Raw genomic sequence first — 19,324 nt, forward strand, 5'->3', positions numbered from 1 at the left:
CCACGCGTACCCATCCCGAACACGACCGTTAAGCCCTCCAGCGCCGATGGTACTTGGACCGCAGGGTCCTGGAAGAGTAGGACGTCGCCAAGCACAGATAACCGACCATATCCGATATGGTCGGTTTTTTGTTGGTTTTAGAATTAAAAAGACCTGCCTCACGAGGAAGCAGGTTACCGATGATAGAAGCTGACATCTGCTGCAGTGATGCGAATGACACCGTCACGTTTGGCTTTACGCAGCCGACGGATCAGGAGCATTCGCGGAACGAGGAACCAGAGATGACACATAATAAGACTGATCATCGTGCCTTCGTTCGCCCACGGATAGAAGACACCGATTGCGCATAAGCCGAGCCAGAATAAATGGCGATGAAGCTTACGGAACAATCCGAGCTGTATATTGGCGGTCGGTATGTAGCCAATCCATGGTGTCATTACGCGCCATCCCCAGCGCCTGTAATCCGGTTCATCGACACGAATAAGGGTGAGTCGAGTAATAATGAAATGAATGATCTGCGTGCCGAGTAGTCCGACGCCTAACGCTTTGGCGCCATCTATTCGGTACATAAGCAGCAGGAAGATGGCTAGAATGGCAAATACGCAGAGATGGCTGCGAAGCAGCTCTTCGCGCACGGTTATTTTTTGAATAAGCTGGTACTGATAGATTGTTGCTTTCTCCTGTTCGGAGAGCTTTCCCCTCATAGGTGCTCCACGCCTTTCGTTCTTCTCCCTCATTGTATCGGTTATTTTCCATCTATTGTGTAGACTTCCCTTCCAAAGAAGTGCAAGCTGTTCGTCACCAATCTGGGCGCTTCGACATAAACTGTATTACTATTTGAAATGGGCTATGAAAGTCGTATAAGTTGCTAGAGTTTGTGGCATACTAGTAAGATGCAGTAGCTCACTTGGATGAGGTGAAACGTATGGAAGAACATGCAGGAAAGGCATGTATTATTTGCGGGCATGAGAAGCAGGAGGGCATTCGCATCATCGACGGGTTCATTTGCGAAAGCTGCGAGATTGAGATGGTGGGAACCGAAGTGCAGGATGCGAAGTATCCTTTCTTTATTCATCAACTGAAGCGGATATGGATGCAAAATAATGCATAGAACCATGCCTCAGAACACGCAGCCGAATTAATCCCTATATCGTCTCGGACCAAGATTAATAACCGAGAAGGTTAGGGGTTATTTTGTTTCACGTGTAACATTTTCTCCAAGTCTCCTTCAAGATCGATTATGATGGAAGGAATGAGCAGTTAGGGAGGATTACTTTTTGCGAGCGCCATTATTCGAACAGCTAGTTTCTTTATATACGACTAATCCGAGCAGTTATCATGTACCTGGACATAAATATGGCACATCGTTGTCCTTACTGGAAGGCACGAGTGATGAGCAAGCGCTGCAAGTCTATCAAGCGATTATGCAGCTGGATGTAACGGAATTGTCGATGACGGACGATCTGCATGGGCCGTCCGGCGTTATAGAAGAGGCTCAGCAATTAGCTGCTGCAACGTTTGGAGCAGAACAAACCTTTTTCTTAGTTGGGGGCAGCACAGCAGGCAATCTGGCAATGGTGCTTGCGGTATGTGATGTGGGAGACCTCATTATTGTACAACGCAATGCCCATAAGTCGGTTCTAAATGGACTAAAGCTAGCTGAAGCTAGAGCGGTATTCATCATGCCGCATAAGGAGCTTGGCAGCGGACTAGATGTCGTGCCGAGCCTGGAACAAGTTGAGGAGGCGCTTGTGCGCTATCCGGAAGCAAAGGCTGTGTTCCTGACCAATCCAAGTTATTATGGGCTAAGCGTGGATCTAGAGCCGTATGCCCAGCTCGTTCATCGTTATGGCAAAATGCTTCTTGTTGATGAGGCCCACGGGGCGCATTACGGCTTGCATGAGAGGTTTCCTCGTTCGGCGATTCAGGCAGGGGCTGATGCGGTTGTACAGTCTACGCATAAGACGTTAACTGCTCTCACAATGGGAGCCATGCTGCATGTGCAAGGGCCTCAGATCGACCGTAGAGCACTAGCGGAAGCTCTGAGAATGGTGCAAAGCTCGAGCCCATCCTATCCAATCATGGCATCTCTTGATATTGCGAGAGCAGTAATCGATAGTGCTGGCGAGCGGTTATTCGAGCGAGGAATTGCGGCAGCGGATGCTTTTCGACAATGGGTTATGGAGGAATCGGCTCATTATGAGCTTGCTTCATCCTTAGTGAGTAAAGGCAACGGTCTTCATGTGCACGTCGATCCCCTGCGTATTGTACTGCGAAGCAAGACAGGGAAGCACTCTGGTTTCGAGCTGTTGCGACAATTAGAGAGCTACGGTTGCTATGCGGAGATGGCTGACATTCAATATGTGGTCTTGTTATTCGGTATGGGAGCGGAAATATCCGATGTGGAGCGGTTGAAGCAAGCGTTTGTGGCGATTGCCGCTGCAGAGGGAGAGGGACTTCCAGCTGATCTACCATGGCAGACTGACGAAACCATTGCTTTCAGTCATTCGGTGTCGGAGCCTGTGCTATTCTCGCGAAGAGGGGCTGGAGCGCAATCGAGTGCAGTAGAAGTCGTGGAGCTATCAAGTGCTGAGGGCATGCTCGCAGCAGAAGCCGTCATACCCTACCCGCCAGGCATACCGCTTCTCTATGAGGGTGAGCGTATTACGGCTGACGCCATTGCTATGATCAAGCGGCTTGTCCAGCATGGAGCCAGATGCCAAGGGGCTACTGATCCGACGATGCAGACGATCACGGTGCTGCGGACGGGCTAATCGTTTACGCACCTGATTGGCTTTGATATGATAAGGGTATTAACGGATAAGAGGAGTTACTTTTGGTGGAAAAAGGAATGTTTTTGACGTTTGAAGGCGGAGAAGGAGCAGGAAAAACGACACTGATCAACGGGGTTGTTGAAGCGCTTCAGCACCGGGGAAGAAACGTGCTCTCTACGAGAGAGCCAGGCGGCAGTCCAATTGCGGAGCAGATCCGCAGCGTCATTCTCGATAAGAACAATACAGCGATGGATGCGCGAACAGAAGCGCTGTTATATGCGGCAGCAAGACGGCAGCATCTTGTCGAGATCGTCATACCGGCACTGAATAGAGGTGACATCGTCATCTGTGACCGTTTTGTCGACAGCAGCCTTGCATATCAGGGGCACTCGCGCGGGCTTGGCATTGCAGAGGTACGTTCTATTAATGATTTTGCCATCGATGGTGTGATGCCGGATTTGACAATATGGATGGATATATCGCCGGAAGCCGGCCTTGCTCGAATTAATAGTACAAAGGGTCGTGAAGTAAATCGGCTTGATCTGGAGGAACTCGCATTTCACGAACGGGTGCGCGAAGGCTATCAGCTGCTGATGGCGAATGAGCCGAATCGCATTATACGCGTAAATGCCGAACAAACGGTGGAAAACGTGCTTCGTGACGTGATTGAGATAATAAATACACGAATTTAAAGGATTAATTGCACTCGATGTCAAAATAATTAAAGTGCAAGAAATGTCTTCCGCAGAAAGGAACTATAATTGGGAGGGATTCGAATGAAATTAGTTATTGCGATTGTACAAGATAAGGATAGCAACCGGTTATCGAATGCACTAGTAAGAGAGGGCTTCCGTGCCACTAAGCTGGCCAGTACAGGCGGTTTCCTGCGAGCAGGAAATACAACATTCATGATCGGTATCGAAGATGAACGAGTACATGAGGTGCTCACGGTCATTCGATCCAATTGTAAAGTCCGCGATCAGCTGGTTTCTCCAGTATCCCCGATGGGCAGCACGACTGATGCATATATTCCTTTCCCGGTCGAGGTACAAGTGGGCGGCGCAGCCGTATTCGTCGTACCAGTAGAACGTTTCGAACATTTCTGATTGGGCGTGAAGCATAATGAAGATTAATCCGGGCTGGCGGCCACTAGGTCAGGATCGTACGCGGCCGGATCTAGGTGCAAAGCCGATTGTGCCTAAGAACTTTGCTGATGTGATGAATTTTCAGGATGAGCAAAGAACGATTGAAGAGCTTCAAATGAAGCTGCAAGATATTCATAATCAAGGCGAGCGTTTGACTCGTTCAATGACGGTGAGGGAGTTGCGCTTATACCGTCAGATGATAAAGCAGTTTCTTGAAGATACGGTTCGTCGCGGCGTTGGGATGAAAGAAACGCGTGGATTCGATCGTCGCGGACGTACGAAGCGGTATAAGCTGCTTGAGGAGCTGGATACGAATCTGATTCAGATGGGCGAAGAGCTGCTGGAATCGGAGGAAGGCAGACTTGAGCTGCTTCAGAAGATCGGAGATATCCGCGGAATATTGATTAACCTGTTTTTCTAGAGAGGATTAACGAGTATGAGCATTGCTGAGCTTGCGGGGCAACCGAAAGCGAAACGCATTTTGCAATATGCGCTGGCTAGCGGCAAAGTGTCGCATGCCTATCTATTCAGCGGTCCTTCAGGTAGTGGGCGAATGCAAATGGCGATGGCTTTTGCCAAGGCGCTATTCTGCCAAAGCGGAGGAGACGACGCTTGTGGTCACTGCCTGGAATGCCGCAAATTCGAGCATGGCAATCAACCGGATCTCCATCTGGTTGAGCCTGACGGCAATTCCATCAAAATCGACCAAATTCGCGAGCTTAGGCGGGAGCTTGCTTATCGAAATATAAATGTAGACCGTAAAGTTTATATCGTGCAGCGTGCCGAGACGATGACGCTTCAAGCGGCAAACAGCCTGCTGAAGTTTCTGGAGGAACCGCAATCTCCGGTCGTTGCAATCCTGTTAACGGAGAATGGACAAGCTGTACTGCCAACGATTCGTTCACGCACACAGCTCGTGCCATTCATTCCGCTCGCACCGCAGGAGATGCTGCAGACGCTATCAGACGAAGGCGTTCCTCAGCTGTCTGCCCGTGCTGCCGTTCAACTTGCCTCTGGCGTCGATGCATGCCGGGCGCTTATCCAGCAGAATGGGTTTGCAGAAATGAGAAACGTAGTGATACAATTAGGAAAGGACAGTCTGACCCGGTTCACCGCGGCGATGATGTCTGCACAGCAGCATATTTTTAAGACAGAGCTCGGTGAGCAGCCGCAGCTTCTATTATCTTTATTAGTGCTATGGTATAAAGATATGATTCATTTTCAGGCAGGAAGACATGAAGCAATTGTTTTTATAGATCAGCTTGATTGGATTGGCAAACATGCATACGCGCGCTCGGCAGAAGGCTGGGTGAGCTGCATGGAGTATACGCTTGAGGCCGGTAAACGGATGCGTGCGAACGTATCGCCGCAGCTTGCGCTTGAGCAGCTCCTAATCCGTGTACAGGAGGGGTGAGAATTGTATAACGTCGTTGGTGTCCGCTTCAAGAAGGCGGGCAAAATCTATTACTTTGATCCAGTCGAGTTCTCCATCGATAAAGAGCAGCATGTTATCGTAGAGACGGCAAGAGGGATCGAGTACGGAAAAGTAGTGGTTGGACAGAAGCAAGTCGGTGAATCGGATGTTGTCCTACCGCTGAAAAAAGTCATACGGATAGCCGGTGACAACGACGCGAGAATAGTCGAAGAGAACAAGACGGCGGCGCGTAACGCTTTTACCACTTGTCTTGATAAAATAAGAGACCATCAGCTGAAAATGAAGCTGGTCGACGTAGAGTTTACGTTCGATCGCAACAAAATCATTTTTTATTTCACAGCTGAGGGACGGGTTGACTTCCGTGAACTCGTTAAGGATCTGGCCAGCGTGTTCCGCACGCGGATCGAGCTAAGACAAATCGGTGTGCGCGACGAAGCGAAGATGCTTGGCGGCATCGGACCTTGCGGACGCATCTTGTGCTGCTCCACATGGCTTGGCGATTTCGAGCCCGTGTCCATCAAGATGGCGAAGGATCAGAACTTATCGCTTAATCCGACGAAGATCTCCGGACTATGCGGACGCCTCATGTGCTGCCTTAAGTATGAGCACGACAACTATGAGAGTGTTCGCGAAGAATTGCCGGCAGTTGGCAAACATGTCGTCACATCGTATGGAGAAGGTAAAGTAACCGGCATCAATGCGGGTTCCAAAACAGTGTATGTACAGCTCTTCGATGGCGGCAAGCCGAAGGAGCTACCGCTAGATGATGTCGTCATAAAGTAAGAAAAGCGCGCCTAACTTAAATCCGAAGCTGCACAGCCTTGGGGTGAAGACTTGAAAAGAGATATCTTTAGTCAAATAAGCGAATTTGAATCCCACTTGGGAAGCTTGCATCAAGAAATCGGTGCAATGAAAGAGAAAATCAAATCGCTCCTCGAAGACAACAACCGGCTCAGTATAGAAAATGGGCAGCTGCGCAAAGTATTAAAGCGCGAGACAGCGGTCCATACGCCGAAGAAAGCTGTGACGGCACCGGTTGTCGTCGATGAGGAGATCATTACGTTGCCAGTTGAAGAGCCGAGCGGTACTGCTGATACAGCTGGTGTTGGACAAGGCTATGACAATTTGGCAAGACTGTATCATGAAGGATTTCATATATGCAATCTGTATTACGGCCATTTGCGTACGGAAGGCGACTGCTTGTTCTGCCTTTCCTTTCTCAATAAAGATTGAACAACAAGACCCTTATTGCTAGGGTCTTGTTTGCATATAGAAGGCGATGCAGATACAACTGGTGAAGGAGCAGAAGTAGTGGTCAATGAAGTGAAATTAGAGCCGAATGAGCGGCTGGATGATCTATTAACGCATGAATTATATATTATACAAAGCCGCGAGGTATTCAGCTTCTCGATGGATGCGGTGCTGCTTGCGCGTTTCGCCGCGGTTCCGCCCCGCGGGAAGATTATTGATCTATGCACGGGCAATGGCGTTATACCGCTGCTCTTAACCACACGGACTAAAGCATCGATTGACGCCGTGGAAATTCAGCCCCGATTGGCAGATATGGCAAGGCGGAGTGTAGAGGCTAACGGACTGACTGAGCAAATTAAGATTTATGAAGGTGATTTGCGGGAGTTTTACAAACAGCGCCAAGGCATGTATGATGTCGTGACCGTGAACCCTCCTTATATGCCGGCAGGGTCCGGCGACCAGAACGAGAATGAGCATTTCGCAATGGCGAGACATGAGCGTAATGGGACGCTTGATGATATCGTGGCTGCTTGCGCAAGGCTCGTTCGTACAGGCGGTCGTGTCGCCATGGTCCATCGTCCGTCCCGTCTCGTTGAAATTATGGAGACGATGCGAAAATGGAAGCTGGAGCCGAAGCGCATCCGTTTCGTTCATCCGCATAAGGATGCGGAAGCGAATATGGTGCTTATAGAAGCATTGCGTGACGGGAAGCCAGACATTAAGCTGCTGCCGCCGCTTATCGTATACAATGAACAGCGGCAATATAATGAAGAATTGATGCGGATCTATTATGGTGATAAAGCTGCAGAGGCTGCTATGGCGGAAGCGAGGAATACAGGGAAATGATTGTACAACGGAGTTTTAGCAGCAAAGAGGGAGAGCGCGGCGAGAGCGGCAGCTTATACTTGGTCGGTACGCCGATTGGGAACTTGGAGGATATGACGTTCCGGGCGATTCGGACGCTGAAGGAAGTCGATCTAATTGCAGCAGAGGATACGCGGCAGACGCGTAAGCTGCTCGCGCATTTTGAAATTTCAACGCGCCTGGTCAGCTATCACGAGCATAACAAGGATGCCAGCGGCCCGGAGCTGATCCGGTTGCTGGAAACTGGTCAGTCAATTGCGCTGGTCAGTGATGCCGGACTGCCTGCAATCTCTGACCCTGGAGCCGACCTCGCTGCCGCGGCTGCGGAGCGGGGAATAGCGGTCGTGCCGATTCCCGGCGCCAACGCGGCGCTATCGGCGCTTATCGTATCCGGGCTGTCGACGGATAACTTCTTCTTCGCCGGTTTCCCTCCGCGCGACCGCAAGCCGCTGACGAACTGGCTGAAGCAGCTGCAGAAGCAGGAAGGGACGATTCTATGCTATGAATCGCCTCATCGGATTACGAAGACGCTTCCGGTGATGCTCGAGCAGTGGGGCGATCGCCGAATAGCGATGGTGCGCGAGCTGACGAAGCGTCATGAAGAAGTCGCCCGCGGAACGATCTCGGAATGCATCAGCTGGCTGGAGGAGCATCCACCGCTCGGCGAGTATTGTCTCGTTATTGCGGGCGTAAGCAAGGAAGAAGCGGCAGAGCTGAGACAAAGCGAGCAGAACTGGTGGGAAGCGCTAAGCCTGGAGGAGCATGTGAGCCGCTATGAGGAGCAAGGCGAAGATCGCAAGGAAGCCATCAAGCGAACGGCGCAAGATCGCGGGATGCAGAAGCGGGACGTATATAATGAAGTTATGAAGAAGTAAAGAAGTGGAGACAAAAAAAAGACCCCCCTAGCCATATAGGCCGTGGGGGGCATCAAGGAGTATAAAAAGGTTAGAATTAACATAATGGATAAACATATTATAACCTATAATTCTCAGTTTGTCTCTTATTTTGTAACAGGAGTTGGCATTTCGGTCAAACAAGCGTTGCAAACGATTTTACCTTTGAAGTAAGCTACGTTCTCTGCATTGCCACAGAAGATGCAAGCAGGCTCATATTTCTTCAACATAATGCGTTCGCCATCTACATAAATTTCGAGTGCGTCCTTCTCGCCAATTCCAAGCGTACGGCGCAGCTCGATAGGAATAACAACACGTCCGAGCTCATCTACTTTACGTACAATGCCTGTCGATTTCATCATGATCTATCATTTCCTCTCGTACTAGATTACATCGTCACGATTCGACAAAATCCATCAATTTATGCTTTAATAATACCAACGTTTCCCATAATAGTCAACGACGATTTGACGGTAATTATGACCAGTGACGTCAGGTTTGCTTTATTAAACAGCAAATCATCTACTAGTATCGTACAATATTTGTAATCAGATTGGAAATGAAATTGCGACAACATTCGACAATCGATCGACTTTTGTGTCGAAACGATGAACGATAGAAGGAGTGAGATGGAAATGGCAGCTCGTAAGCGCAAGGAACGATTGGCGGAGGAGAAAGTGTTTAAGGATCCGGTTCATAAGTACATTTACGTACAGGATCACTTGATCTGGGACTTGATTAATACGAGGGAATTTCAGCGGCTTCGGCGTATTCGCCAGCTTGGCACCTCCTATTTGACCTTCCATGGTGCAGAGCACAGCCGATTCTCCCACTCACTCGGCGTCTATGAGATTACCCGCAAAATCATTTCCCAGTTCGAGCGAGGCGGATACACGGATTGGCCTGCCGGGGAGAAGCTGATTGCGCTGTGCGCGGCGCTGCTTCATGACATCGGACACGGCCCTTTCTCCCATTCCATTGAAGATGTTTTTGACACGCATCATGAAGAGTGGACATGCAGCCTATTATTAGAAGAAACAGAAATTAACGCTGTGCTGAAAGCCTATGATTCATCCTATCCAGAGCGGATTGCAGCTGTCATCTGCAAGACTTATTATGAGCCGATTGTCGTTAGTCTGGTCTCCAGTCAAATGGATGCAGACCGGATGGATTATCTGCTGCGGGATGCGTATTTTACAGGTGTAAACTACGGCACTTTCGACCTGGAGCGAATACTGCGAGTACTTCGGCCTTACCAGGGAAGAATTGTAGTGAAAGAGAGCGGCATGCACGCGGTAGAGGACTACCTCATGTCGCGTTACCAAATGTACTGGCAGGTATATTTTCATCCCGTGACACGAAGCTCGGAGATTATTCTCCGGCAAATCTTCCGCAGGGCGAAGGAACTGTATGCATCCGGGTACATATTCAATTGGATGGTTGGCCCGTTGGAACAGCTATTAGCGGGAACGATTGATATTGAAGGTTATCTGGCACTTGATGAGGCGCTCGTTCAGACCGCGTTCAGCCTATGGGTGAATGAGCAGGATGAGGTGCTTGCTGACCTATGCCGCCGATTCTTAAACCGGAAGCTGTATAAATACGTAACGATGGACCATGCAGATGAGATGCTTTGGCAAGAGATACGCGAGCACTTCAAGGCAATTGGGCTCCACCCCGACTACCATCTGGAAATTGACTTTCCGTATGACATGCCCTACGATGTTTATCGACCTGATGCACCGGCTTCTGCAGGCAAGGAAGAAAAACCGCCTATTCTGCTGCTGGGTCGTGACGAACAGCTGTCGGAGATTTCGGAGCGATCCGATATCATCAGATCCATCACAGGTATTCGCCAAGGCAAGTACCATCTATATTACCCGGAAGAACCGCTTCGCGAATCAGTGTCGAAGCTCCCGGCAAATTTGCGCGAATTATTCGCTTTAATGTAGAAAGGAGTTACTTTCGCACCTATGTTAATCGACACGCATACCCATTTGGACTCGCCGAAATTCGACGAGGACCGTGCAGAAGTTATCGAAAGAGCGCAGGAAGCAGGCGTACATAAGCTTATCAATATCGGCTTTAACCGGGAAACGATACCGACCACAATGGCGCTCGCGGAGCAATATTCGTTCATCTATGCGGCTGTGGGCTGGCATCCCGTAGACAGCATTGATATGCGGCCAGGAGATCTGGAATGGATTGCATCCTTATGCGATCATCCAAAGGTTGTTGCGATCGGGGAGATCGGGCTCGATTACCACTGGGACACTTCACCTAAAGATGTGCAGCAGCGCGTATTCAGAGAGCAAATACAGCTTGCGAAACAGAAGAGGAAGCCGATTGTAATCCATAACCGGGACGCACATGAGGATGTCGTCAGGCTGCTTCGTGAAGAGGGAGCGAAGGAAGTTGGCGGCGTTATGCACTGCTTCTCCGGAAGCTGGGAAACGGCGAAACAGTGCCTTGATATGAACTTCTATATCTCGTTCGGGGGACCGCTTACATTCCAAAATGCTCGTGTGCCCAAAGAGGTGCTTGCGCATGTCCCGCTCGACCGGCTTTTGATTGAAACAGACGCCCCATATTTGACTCCTCACCCCCATAGAGGCAAACGAAATGAGTCGGCCTTCGTCCGTCTTGTAGCAAATACGATGGCGGAGTTAACGGGCAAGTCCGTGGAAGAAATATCAAAAATCACGACCGAAAATGCACTGAAATGTTTTGGAATGTAGTGAAAATGGAAGTGAAAGCAAGTATTTGGGACCATTCCTTTGAAAAAACTAACTTTATCCCCTGAAATCAAGTTAAATTCACTGGATTATCCTTAAAATTCGTTAAAATCGTCATTAATCAGTTCTTTACAATGTGCAGCGCTAGACTGTATGATTCATTTCAGAGCAACAAAACTTGTATTCCTTTTCCAATAAACGCTTAATCTCCGAAGTTTTGGAGAGCGGGGGAACCAATTGTTGAAACTGTTTGTATCAAACGAAATCAATTTCGATTGGCAATCGACGAAATTGGTTTGCGTTCACACGAAATCAATTTTCGATGGTTCATCGAATTGATTTGCGTGACGTGACAAACAGAAGTAAACATGGAGATTCTTCTTGGGGTGAATTTTGCGACTGACGTGCATTATGAGTACCATTGAACGCTACTCAACGTCACGAGCGAATAGGGCGACTCTCACGCCCGAATCCGACAGCTAACCTCGCCAGCGTAATAAGAGAGATCAACCTCGTGCATGCAATCCATGCTTACCCTTTGTCGAATTGGGAAGCCACGAAACAGATCCTCTGTCGTCGGGCTTCTTTTTTGTTTGAATGAAGCATAATGTGACGACACAGGGCGTATCATGGAACGGGCACGGAGGTGAAGATAGATTGGAAATGCGTGCGATATCGCACGCTAAATCTCAATAGTCGCGTCTAAGTATCATGCGTAACAAGGCGGCGGGGCTATGTAAGGAGGACCGAAGAAATGGGAGCACTCCAGATGAAGGACACCACCCATGGTAAACGATCATCCAGCATGTCTTTCGCATTGCGATGGAAGCATGAGAACGTGCGTTTAATTATTCTAAGCGCTCTGATCTCAATCGCTATGACTTTCATGTTTTTGGTGTTGTTGCACGGAACGGCTGACAAGCACGTGTCCGTAGTAGTGAATGGACGAGAAACGATTGTTTCAACAAAACAATGGTCCCTTCAACGCCTACTGGATGAACAAGCCATTACTGTCGGCGCTTTTGACAAAGTGTCGATGCCGCTAGATGGCGGAATTAAAGATGGCGACCGCATTGTAATCGATCAAGCGGTGTCTTTAGTTGTAAAGGCAGACGGCAAAGCAAAGACGATGTATACGACAGAAAAAACGGTAGCGGCAGCGATTAATCAGGCTGACATATCGGTACGTGGTCAAGATAAAGTCGTACCCCCTTTAACGTCTTCGCTTGAGCCTAACATGATTATTACGGTTACTCGGATCGATAAGAAGTACTCTGAGAGTGCGTATCCGGTTCCGTTCACGATCGTGAAGAAGGAAGATCCGAAGCTCGCATTGGGGAAAGAAAAACTTGTCCAGACGGGCAAAAAAGGCACGATTGTGAAGAGGTTCGAGAAGGTATTCCAGAACGGTATCCTCGTATCGCAAACGCTCGTGGAAAAAATGACGAAGGCCTCTGCTGTTGACCAAGTCGTTGCAGTAGGTACGAAGAAGCCTGAGCCGAAGGTGATGGTGCTGTCTGCCAAATCGCCAGCGGTAACGACACTTACGAAGCGGGGCGTAACGTTCAGCTCGAAGAAAGTGCTGCGCAATGTCACGCTGACGGCGTATTCAGCCGGCGTTGAATCGACAGGCAAAGGCAAGAATCACCCGCAATACGGTATTACCGCATCAGGAGCACGTGTGCAGGAAGGCCGGACAATTGCCGTTGATCCGAAGGTTATTCCGATCGGCTGGTGGGTCTATATCGAGGGCATTGGCTTCCGTCGTGCGGAAGATACGGGCAGCGCGGTTAAAGGAAACAAGATCGATGTTTACTTTGATAGCGAATCGTATGCCGATAAATTCGGTTTGAAGCGTGGGTTTACGGTCTACATACTAGGACCTAAGAAGCCAGAATCGCTGTAGGAAGAGATAAAGCTTGCACATGCATGGGTATTTCTTCTTCATTCATATCGTATTTTGCACGTAAATATGCCATCATAAGAAGAGGCGATTGCCTCTTCTTTTTGTATGTTCGTCTGAAGGGAAGGAATGAACGTCCCATGATTAAAGAAATCATTGTCGTAGAGGGAAAAGACGATACGGTCGCGATTAAACGTGCCGTTGAGGCAGAGACGATAGAGACGGGCGGCTCCGCGATTGGCGAAGCGGTGTTGAAGCGCGTGAAGCTCGCGATGGAGCGTCGCGGCGTCATTATCTTTACGGATCCCGACCATGCAGGCGAGCGGATCCGCAAGATCGTTGCGCAGCAAGTGCCAGGCTGCAAGCACGCGTTCCTCCCGCAGGAGGAGGCGCTTTACAAGGGCGATATCGGCGTTGAGAATGCTTCGCCTGAAGCGATTCGCCGCGCTCTGGCGAATCTGCGCACGGAAGCGGCGGAAGGAAGCGGCACGCTCGCTGAAGTAACGATGGACGATCTGATGCGTGCAGGGCTGCTTGTACATCCGCAGGCGGCGGAACGGCGACTTGCGATGGGCAACTCGCTAGGCATCGGATATGCGAACGGGAAGCAGTTCTTCAAACGCTGCCAGACGTTCCGAATTACGCGCCAGGAGTTCGACCAAGCACTTGCAGCAATGGAGCAGTCTAATGAAGGAGACCAGCCATGACAGAAGGAACAAGAACGAACGTTGATGTCGGATCGCCGAAGCGGACGAAAGACATCATTAATAAGTACGGGTTTACATTTAAGAAGAGCCTCGGTCAGAACTTCCTGATCGATCAAAATATTTTGCGCAAAATTGTCGGTGCAGCTGAGCTGGATGAGACGAAAGGCGCACTTGAGATCGGCCCAGGCATTGGTGCGCTCACGCAGCAGCTTGCCCAGGAAGCGGGACGCGTGACGGCAATCGAGATCGATAATCGGCTGATCCCGATCCTGCAGGATGTCTTCGCGGACACGCCTAACGTGCAAGTCGAGCATGGCGATGTACTGAAGATGAACCTGCCCGAGCTGATGGAGAAGCAATTCGCAGGGTTGTCCGGTGTCAGCGTAGTGGCGAATTTGCCATACTATGTTACGACTCCGATTCTAATGAAGCTGCTGGAAGAGAAGCTGCCTCTTGAGAATATCGTCGTTATGATTCAGAAGGAAGTGGCTCAGCGGATGGCGGCGAAGCCAGGGGGCAAGGAGTACGGCAGTCTCAGCGTTGCGGTTCAATACTACTGCGTGCCTGAGCTCGTCTGCATCGTGCCGCATACGGTGTTTATTCCGCAGCCGAACGTCGATTCGGCTGTTATTAAGCTGTCCCTTCGCAAGGAGCCGGCTGTCGATGTGGAGGATGAGGATCATTTCTTCCGCACGGTGCAGGCAAGCTTCGCACAGCGCCGCAAGACACTGACGAACAACCTGACCGCTTTCGTCGGCAAGGCAAACCGCGAGCAGCTGGGACCGCTGCTGGAAAGCTGCAATATTGACCCTACGCGCCGTGGCGAGACACTGTCGCTTGCGGAGTTTGCGGCGCTCAGCAAAGCGCTGTTGGCGGCTGGATTCTAAGCCTAAAAATCATAAATCGGAAGCGCACCATCCGGGGCGTCTCCCCATAGGATAGACGAAGAGGTGATTTGCCCATGAAGCAAGGGGACCTGGTCGTCCGCAAATCCTATGGCGGGGACGTCCTTTTTCGTGTTGCGACGATGTTAGAAGAAACGGTCATCTTAAAGGGAACCGACTATCGGCTGCTTGCAGACGCGCCTATCGTCGATTTATCGGTAGTGAACGATCCGGAATCGACAGGTGCCGCCAGGCAGGCCCGCATTAAAGCAAGCGAGTCTACCATGCGGATGCAGGAGCAGCGTGAGCAGCAGGCGCTGGAGCGTGAGCTTGCGCGAGCGCAGAGCGATAACCAGCCTTATTTTGAGGTGCCAGGAAAAGTCCTTCATCTGGATGGGGACAGCAATTATATGAAGAAGAGCATGCAGCTGTATACGCAGATGCGCGTGCCTGCTTACGGTGTTTATGTGCATGAGTCGCAGATGGCTGATGTCGTATATCGCCTGCTTCCGCAAATCAAGCCGGACATCATCGTAATTACAGGCCATGACGGCGTGCTCAAAACAAGCAATCGCGATGAGCTGCACAATCTCGCCAGCTATAAGAACTCGCAGAACTTTGTCGACTCCGTGCGCATTGCGCGCCAGTATGAGAAGAGCAGAGACAATCTCATCGTTATTGCAGGCGCTTGCCAGTCCCACTATGAGGCGCTGCTGCAGTCGGGCTCGAACTTTGCAAGCTCCCCTGGCCGCGTGCTCATTCATGCGCTCGATCCGGTCTATGTCGCGATAAAAGCAAGCTACACGTCCATCAAGGAGACCATTAACCTGTCGGATGTCATTCATGGCACGATTAGCGGCATTGACGGCGTTGGCGGCATTGAGACGCTTGGCAAATTCCGAGTGGGCATGCCGAAGCCGAAAGCGCTTGTCGGCGTGAAGCCAACCGTATAATATGGCAAGGCTCGGATAAAATATACATGAGTTCCTAAAACAATCTTAATAATTGTTGACACGGAATGAAGACCGCTGTTATAATTATTATTTTTTGACAAACCACCTCCTTTTGGTTATAATGGACAAGGAAAGAGGTGGTAGTGCACAATGGCAAAAAATGCGCTATTGGAGATCAAACGCAGTTTGGAAACCCATGTCGGATCCAAAATACGTCTTCGTGCAAACGGTGGTCGTCGAAAGACTATTGAACGGACCGGTGTGTTAGAAGAAATCTACCCTTCTGTATTTATTGTCAGGCTTGATCAGGATCAGCATGCGTTCAAGCGTGTTTCCTACAGCTACGCTGATATTTTGACGGAATCCGTTGAAGTGACGGTTGATAGCGATGACGGTCAAGTTCGCATTACGTATATACAATGAGTTGCAGGAAAGAGAAATGCAATTGCAGTACATGTGCAGATGATGCTAGTGGAGCGAACTTGCTCTAATTGGCAGCATCTGCACTTTTTTTTATGCTTCCATTACTGTATGAGAACGTCTTGCGGGAACACATACTAACCGTACGATCCGAGAATTAGGAGGCGACGAGCAGTGTCCCGCAGAAACCGCAGTATGATGAGTGAGGAAATGAAGAATCAGCTGGCTAAGGAGCTGGGCTTCTATGATACCGTCCAGAAGGAAGGCTGGGGAGCCATTAAATCGAAGGATGCCGGCAATATGGTGAAGCGCGCTATTCAGCTCGCCGAGCAGGCCGTGGCGAAGCAATACCAGGCACAGCAGCAGCAGCCTGCAGCGTACACGAACGCCTATCAGCCTCAGCAGACGGCTGGCAGGACCACGTATATACCACAGCAGCAGCAATCGTATGCCGCATCTTCCCGCACACAATCAACCGCTAGCCGGGTAACCGTTCCGGCTTATATGCATCAAGCGGTGCAAGCGGCACAGCAGCAAACGGGACAGTACCCGCATTAATAGGCTATTCCACAGAAGCTAAGATGAGCGCAAAAACGCATCTTAGCTTTTCTTATGACCTTTTGATAAAATATAAAGATGTATAAGTTTTCTAACGATAATGAACGGGTGATCATATATGAAGATTTATGAGAAAGCGCCGGCGAAGATCAACCTCCTGCTGGACGTGAAGCGCAAGCGCGAGGATGGCTTTCACGAGGTGGAGATGATTATGACGATGGTCGACTTGGCGGATCGGCTCGAGATGGAGGAGCTGCCGCGGGATACGATCATCATATCGAGCCAGGCAGGGTACATACCGCTGGACGAGAAGAACTTGGCGTTCCAAGCTGCAAGACTCATTAAGGACCGCTATAACGTCCGTAAAGGCGTCTACATTCATTTGGACAAGAAGATACCCGTAGCAGCAGGTCTCGCTGGAGGAAGCAGTGATGCGGCAGCGACGCTGCGCGGGCTGAACCGATTGTGGGAGCTCGGCATTTCGGAAGAGGAGCTGTGTGTCCTTGGCGCGGAGCTAGGCTCGGATGTGCCGTTCTGCGTGACGGGGGGCACGGCGATTGCCCGCGGACGGGGCGAGAAGCTCGAGCGGATCAGCAACCCGCCGCAATGCTGGGTCATTCTTGCGAAGCCGCCGATTAACGTATCGACGGCGGACGTGTATGGGAAGCTGCGCGCGAATGAACTGAAGCAGCATCCTTCGACTTCGGACATGCTCTCGGCGATATCGAGCGGCTCGTTCGCAGGCGTCTGCACCTATCTCGGCAATGTGCTTGAGACGGTAACGCTACAGCTTCATCCGGAGGTCCTTCAGATGAAGGAAATCATGCACCGTCTTGGTGCTGATGGCGTTCTTATGTCAGGAAGCGGACCGACTGTATTCGGCCTTGTGAGCAAGGAAGCGAAGGTCTCAAGGATCTATAATGGGCTCCGAGGTTTCTGCAAAGAAGTATACGTGGTAAGAATGCTGACATGAAGCCTACGTGTGTCTTGATTAAATCCGTATGAAAATGGTATATTATCATTATAATATTCGGGTTTAGCAAGGGGGGAGTACGTTTTGAAGAAACTGAAACGAAGTGCAAGGTTAGTAGAAATGACGCAATACCTTCTTACTCGCCCCCATACGTTAATTTCTCTAACAGCATTTGCTGATCGCTATCAGTCCGCCAAGTCGTCGATTAGTGAAGATTTGGCGATTATTAAAGAAGTGTTTGAGGAAGAGGGACTGGGTGAGCTTCATACGCTGGCAGGCGCCGCAGGCGGCGTAAAGTATATTCCGAAGATGAGCAGCGCTGAGGCGCTCACGATCATGAATGGCATCTGCAGGCAGCTGGAGCAGCCGGAACGGGTGCTCGCAGGCGGATATTTGTACATGACTGATATGCTCGGACAGCCGGGCTTGCTATCGGATGTCGGACGGATGTTTGCAACTGCTTTTGCCCATCTCGATATTGATGTTATTATGACCGTTGAGACGAAGGGTATTCCGCTTGCACATGCTACGGCGGCTTGCATGAACTTGCCGGTCGTCATCGTGCGCCGGGATAACAAGGTAACAGAAGGCTCCGCAGTGAGCATTAACTACGTCTCCGGATCAAATAAACGGATTCAGACGATGTCGCTTACAAGGCGCGCGCTGAAGGAGCATGCTCGCGTGCTTATAATTGATGATTTCATGAAAGCAGGCGGCACGATTCAAGGCATGATGGATCTGCTCTATGAATTTAACGCGAAGGTAGCGGGAGTCGGCGTCTTCGTCGAGACCGGTGAGCTTGAGAGCGAAGAGAGGCTGCTGGAAGACTACGTGTCGCTGGCGAAGCTGACTGCCGTTGATATGAAGTCGAAGCAGACGACGGTTGTACCGGGGAACTATTTTACAGGTAACGCAAACTAGAGGAGGATTTCTTGCACATGAAAGCACAGCCGCAAATGATTGCAACCGATAAAGCGCCAGCCGCGATCGGTCCTTACTCCCAAGCGATGAAGCTTGGAAATTTGTTGTTCACATCCGGTCAAATTCCGCTGACGGCGGAAGGCGTGCTCGTTGAGGGCGGTATCGAAGAACAGACGCATCAAGTGTTTCGCAACCTGGAAGCTGTTCTCGCGGAAGCGGGCGCTGCATTCGCAGATGTTGTGAAGGCAACCGTGTTCATTAAAGATATGAATCAGTTCGCTGCGCTGAACAGCATCTATGCTTCGTACTTTGGCGATCATAAGCCAGCTCGTTCAACTGTAGAAGTGGCGCGGCTTCCCAAGGACGTACTTGTCGAAATCGAGCTTATCGTATCGATATAAGTCGAATCTTCGGAGATAATATTCAGACTTTAAAAAAAATTTAAAACTTATCATTTATTTTCCAAACTTGTGAAGGATTTTGCATTGAAATGTGGAATGTACTACACCAAGTCTTAGATGGATAAAGGTGGTGAACACAGATGCAAATAACCGATGTTAGACTCCGCCGAGTAAATTCCGAAGGCCGGATGAAGGCAATCGCCTCGATTACCATTGACAATGAATTTGTCGTTCACGATATTCGCGTGATAGACGGGAACAATGGAATGTTTGTGGCAATGCCAAGCAAGCGTACTCCTGATGGGGAATTCCGCGATATCGCACACCCAATTTCTTCGACGACGCGGGAGAAGATTCAAGCTGCCGTACTCGCTGAATACGAGCGTGCTGCAACGGAAGAGGAAGTAATTGAAGAAGGCGCGTAAGCAACAGAGTACTTAGAATAAAGCGAAGAGAGCCCTTTGGGGCTCTCTTTTCTTTTGTCTTGTAATACGCTATATTCAGTAG

Annotated in this window: 23 protein-coding genes, 1 rRNA gene, 1 pseudogene and 1 riboswitch; of the genes and pseudogenes, 23 read left to right on the forward strand and 2 right to left on the reverse strand. The window is 50.0% G+C overall.

All coding sequences use genetic code 11. The features are described 5' to 3' along the window. Window positions 1–93 (forward strand): 5S ribosomal RNA (gene rrf / locus AC0YNX_RS29955); the annotation flags it as partial. An 80-nt stretch (window positions 94–173) separates the two neighbouring features. Here the strand turns inward: rrf and AC0YNX_RS29960 are convergent. After that, window positions 174–704: a transposase gene (locus AC0YNX_RS29960; protein WP_475819341.1), complete on the reverse strand. Its 531-nt coding sequence runs from the start codon at window positions 702–704 to the stop codon at window positions 174–176. A 221-nt stretch (window positions 705–925) separates the two neighbouring features. Here AC0YNX_RS29960 and AC0YNX_RS29965 point away from each other — a divergent pair, with 221 nt between their 5' ends. The 10 genes from AC0YNX_RS29965 to rsmI all read left to right on the forward strand — a co-directional run bounded on the left by AC0YNX_RS29965 (window position 926) and on the right by rsmI (window position 8,344). Further along, complete coding sequence (locus AC0YNX_RS29965) at window positions 926–1,111, forward strand: sigma factor G inhibitor Gin (RefSeq protein ID WP_475819342.1); 186 nt, start codon at window positions 926–928, stop codon at window positions 1,109–1,111. 166 nt (window positions 1,112–1,277) lie between these two features. Continuing rightward, entirely contained in the window at window positions 1,278–2,774 is a 1,497-nt protein-coding gene (locus AC0YNX_RS29970) for an aminotransferase class I/II-fold pyridoxal phosphate-dependent enzyme (protein WP_475819343.1), read from the forward strand. A gap of 65 nt (window positions 2,775–2,839) precedes the next feature. Continuing rightward, window positions 2,840–3,466, forward strand: coding sequence for a dTMP kinase (tmk, locus tag AC0YNX_RS29975; protein WP_475819344.1), 627 nt, complete (start codon window positions 2,840–2,842; stop codon window positions 3,464–3,466). A gap of 84 nt (window positions 3,467–3,550) precedes the next feature. Further along, on the forward strand, window positions 3,551–3,880 hold the full coding sequence (locus tag AC0YNX_RS29980; RefSeq protein ID WP_090583132.1) for a cyclic-di-AMP receptor: 330 nt from the start codon (window positions 3,551–3,553) through the stop codon (window positions 3,878–3,880). Window positions 3,881–3,896: 16 nt separating this feature from the next. Continuing rightward, window positions 3,897–4,340, forward strand: a complete 444-nt coding sequence (locus tag AC0YNX_RS29985) for a YaaR family protein (RefSeq protein WP_475819345.1) — start codon at window positions 3,897–3,899, stop codon at window positions 4,338–4,340. Between the two features lie 15 nt (window positions 4,341–4,355). After that, window positions 4,356–5,333 (forward strand): DNA polymerase III subunit delta', encoded by a 978-nt coding sequence (holB, locus tag AC0YNX_RS29990; protein WP_475819346.1) that lies wholly within the window; start codon window positions 4,356–4,358, stop codon window positions 5,331–5,333. Window positions 5,334–5,336: 3 nt separating this feature from the next. Then, on the forward strand, window positions 5,337–6,137 hold the full coding sequence (locus AC0YNX_RS29995) for a PSP1 domain-containing protein (protein ID WP_475819347.1): 801 nt from the start codon (window positions 5,337–5,339) through the stop codon (window positions 6,135–6,137). Window positions 6,138–6,242: 105 nt separating this feature from the next. Then, window positions 6,243–6,587: an initiation-control protein YabA gene (locus AC0YNX_RS30000; protein ID WP_475819348.1), complete on the forward strand. Its 345-nt coding sequence runs from the start codon at window positions 6,243–6,245 to the stop codon at window positions 6,585–6,587. A gap of 78 nt (window positions 6,588–6,665) precedes the next feature. Continuing rightward, on the forward strand, window positions 6,666–7,451 hold the full coding sequence (locus AC0YNX_RS30005; RefSeq protein WP_475819349.1) for a tRNA1(Val) (adenine(37)-N6)-methyltransferase: 786 nt from the start codon (window positions 6,666–6,668) through the stop codon (window positions 7,449–7,451). Further along, window positions 7,448–8,344, forward strand: coding sequence for a 16S rRNA (cytidine(1402)-2'-O)-methyltransferase (gene rsmI, locus AC0YNX_RS30010; protein ID WP_475819350.1), 897 nt, complete (start codon window positions 7,448–7,450; stop codon window positions 8,342–8,344). The genes AC0YNX_RS30005 and rsmI overlap by 4 nt, the downstream gene beginning before the upstream one ends. A 125-nt stretch (window positions 8,345–8,469) precedes the next feature. Here the strand turns inward: rsmI and AC0YNX_RS30015 are convergent, their stop codons facing one another. Next, window positions 8,470–8,724 (reverse strand): AbrB/MazE/SpoVT family DNA-binding domain-containing protein, encoded by a 255-nt coding sequence (locus AC0YNX_RS30015; RefSeq protein ID WP_090583121.1) that lies wholly within the window; start codon window positions 8,722–8,724, stop codon window positions 8,470–8,472. 273 nt (window positions 8,725–8,997) lie between these two features. On the opposite strand from AC0YNX_RS30015, the gene AC0YNX_RS30020 reads away from it, so the two are divergent. The 12 genes and pseudogenes from AC0YNX_RS30020 to spoVG all read left to right on the forward strand — a co-directional run bounded on the left by AC0YNX_RS30020 (window position 8,998) and on the right by spoVG (window position 19,242). Next, window positions 8,998–10,314: an HD domain-containing protein gene (locus AC0YNX_RS30020; RefSeq protein WP_475819351.1), complete on the forward strand. Its 1,317-nt coding sequence runs from the start codon at window positions 8,998–9,000 to the stop codon at window positions 10,312–10,314. Window positions 10,315–10,335: 21 nt separating this feature from the next. Next, on the forward strand, window positions 10,336–11,100 hold the full coding sequence (locus tag AC0YNX_RS30025; protein ID WP_475819352.1) for a TatD family hydrolase: 765 nt from the start codon (window positions 10,336–10,338) through the stop codon (window positions 11,098–11,100). Between the two features lie 186 nt (window positions 11,101–11,286). Continuing rightward, a riboswitch (cyclic di-AMP (ydaO/yuaA leader) is annotated at window positions 11,287–11,607 on the forward strand. A gap of 244 nt (window positions 11,608–11,851) precedes the next feature. After that, window positions 11,852–13,003 (forward strand): ubiquitin-like domain-containing protein, encoded by a 1,152-nt coding sequence (locus AC0YNX_RS30030; protein WP_475819353.1) that lies wholly within the window; start codon window positions 11,852–11,854, stop codon window positions 13,001–13,003. Window positions 13,004–13,140: 137 nt separating this feature from the next. Then, complete coding sequence (gene rnmV / locus AC0YNX_RS30035) at window positions 13,141–13,707, forward strand: ribonuclease M5 (protein ID WP_475819354.1); 567 nt, start codon at window positions 13,141–13,143, stop codon at window positions 13,705–13,707. Continuing rightward, window positions 13,704–14,594 (forward strand): 16S rRNA (adenine(1518)-N(6)/adenine(1519)-N(6))-dimethyltransferase RsmA, encoded by an 891-nt coding sequence (rsmA, locus tag AC0YNX_RS30040; protein WP_475819355.1) that lies wholly within the window; start codon window positions 13,704–13,706, stop codon window positions 14,592–14,594. Before rnmV ends, rsmA begins: the two co-directional genes overlap by 4 nt. Before the next feature lie 74 nt (window positions 14,595–14,668). After that, window positions 14,669–15,544 carry a sporulation peptidase YabG gene (gene yabG / locus AC0YNX_RS30045; protein ID WP_475819356.1) on the forward strand — a complete coding sequence of 292 codons (876 nt, stop codon included), beginning with the start codon at window positions 14,669–14,671 and terminating at the stop codon, window positions 15,542–15,544. A 150-nt stretch (window positions 15,545–15,694) separates the two neighbouring features. Next, window positions 15,695–15,967: a biofilm formation stimulator Veg gene (veg, locus tag AC0YNX_RS30050; RefSeq protein WP_090583107.1), complete on the forward strand. Its 273-nt coding sequence runs from the start codon at window positions 15,695–15,697 to the stop codon at window positions 15,965–15,967. 171 nt (window positions 15,968–16,138) lie between these two features. Then, a pseudogene (locus AC0YNX_RS30055) lies at window positions 16,139–16,312 on the forward strand (small, acid-soluble spore protein, alpha/beta type); the annotation flags it as partial. A 328-nt stretch (window positions 16,313–16,640) separates the two neighbouring features. Beyond that, window positions 16,641–17,495: a 4-(cytidine 5'-diphospho)-2-C-methyl-D-erythritol kinase gene (gene ispE / locus AC0YNX_RS30060; protein WP_475819357.1), complete on the forward strand. Its 855-nt coding sequence runs from the start codon at window positions 16,641–16,643 to the stop codon at window positions 17,493–17,495. A gap of 84 nt (window positions 17,496–17,579) precedes the next feature. Next, complete coding sequence (gene purR / locus AC0YNX_RS30065; RefSeq protein WP_475819358.1) at window positions 17,580–18,416, forward strand: pur operon repressor; 837 nt, start codon at window positions 17,580–17,582, stop codon at window positions 18,414–18,416. 17 nt (window positions 18,417–18,433) lie between these two features. Continuing rightward, on the forward strand, window positions 18,434–18,817 hold the full coding sequence (locus AC0YNX_RS30070; RefSeq protein ID WP_475819359.1) for a RidA family protein: 384 nt from the start codon (window positions 18,434–18,436) through the stop codon (window positions 18,815–18,817). A 140-nt stretch (window positions 18,818–18,957) separates the two neighbouring features. Further along, entirely contained in the window at window positions 18,958–19,242 is a 285-nt protein-coding gene (gene spoVG, locus AC0YNX_RS30075; RefSeq protein ID WP_018759486.1) for a septation regulator SpoVG, read from the forward strand. Window positions 19,243–19,324: the final 82 nt, after the last annotated feature.

This window comes from Paenibacillus sp. J31R98 (genome assembly GCF_056269245.1).

What these genes read in the sequence shown, in the direction of transcription:
- AC0YNX_RS29960 (WP_475819341.1), bottom strand. Translation starts at nt 704, where the DNA reads ATGAGGGGAAAGCTCTCCGAACAGGAGAAAGCAACAATCTATCAGTAC.
- AC0YNX_RS29965 (WP_475819342.1), top strand. Translation starts at nt 926, where the DNA reads ATGGAAGAACATGCAGGAAAGGCATGTATTATTTGCGGGCATGAGAAG.
- AC0YNX_RS29980 (WP_090583132.1), top strand. Translation starts at nt 3,551, where the DNA reads ATGAAATTAGTTATTGCGATTGTACAAGATAAGGATAGCAACCGGTTA.
- AC0YNX_RS29985 (WP_475819345.1), top strand. Translation starts at nt 3,897, where the DNA reads ATGAAGATTAATCCGGGCTGGCGGCCACTAGGTCAGGATCGTACGCGG.
- holB (WP_475819346.1), top strand. Translation starts at nt 4,356, where the DNA reads ATGAGCATTGCTGAGCTTGCGGGGCAACCGAAAGCGAAACGCATTTTG.
- rsmI (WP_475819350.1), top strand. Translation starts at nt 7,448, where the DNA reads ATGATTGTACAACGGAGTTTTAGCAGCAAAGAGGGAGAGCGCGGCGAG.
- AC0YNX_RS30015 (WP_090583121.1), bottom strand. Translation starts at nt 8,724, where the DNA reads ATGATGAAATCGACAGGCATTGTACGTAAAGTAGATGAGCTCGGACGT.
- AC0YNX_RS30020 (WP_475819351.1), top strand. Translation starts at nt 8,998, where the DNA reads ATGGCAGCTCGTAAGCGCAAGGAACGATTGGCGGAGGAGAAAGTGTTT.
- AC0YNX_RS30025 (WP_475819352.1), top strand. Translation starts at nt 10,336, where the DNA reads ATGTTAATCGACACGCATACCCATTTGGACTCGCCGAAATTCGACGAG.
- AC0YNX_RS30030 (WP_475819353.1), top strand. Translation starts at nt 11,852, where the DNA reads ATGGGAGCACTCCAGATGAAGGACACCACCCATGGTAAACGATCATCC.
- rnmV (WP_475819354.1), top strand. Translation starts at nt 13,141, where the DNA reads ATGATTAAAGAAATCATTGTCGTAGAGGGAAAAGACGATACGGTCGCG.
- rsmA (WP_475819355.1), top strand. Translation starts at nt 13,704, where the DNA reads ATGACAGAAGGAACAAGAACGAACGTTGATGTCGGATCGCCGAAGCGG.
- yabG (WP_475819356.1), top strand. Translation starts at nt 14,669, where the DNA reads ATGAAGCAAGGGGACCTGGTCGTCCGCAAATCCTATGGCGGGGACGTC.
- veg (WP_090583107.1), top strand. Translation starts at nt 15,695, where the DNA reads ATGGCAAAAAATGCGCTATTGGAGATCAAACGCAGTTTGGAAACCCAT.
- ispE (WP_475819357.1), top strand. Translation starts at nt 16,641, where the DNA reads ATGAAGATTTATGAGAAAGCGCCGGCGAAGATCAACCTCCTGCTGGAC.
- AC0YNX_RS30070 (WP_475819359.1), top strand. Translation starts at nt 18,434, where the DNA reads ATGAAAGCACAGCCGCAAATGATTGCAACCGATAAAGCGCCAGCCGCG.
- spoVG (WP_018759486.1), top strand. Translation starts at nt 18,958, where the DNA reads ATGCAAATAACCGATGTTAGACTCCGCCGAGTAAATTCCGAAGGCCGG.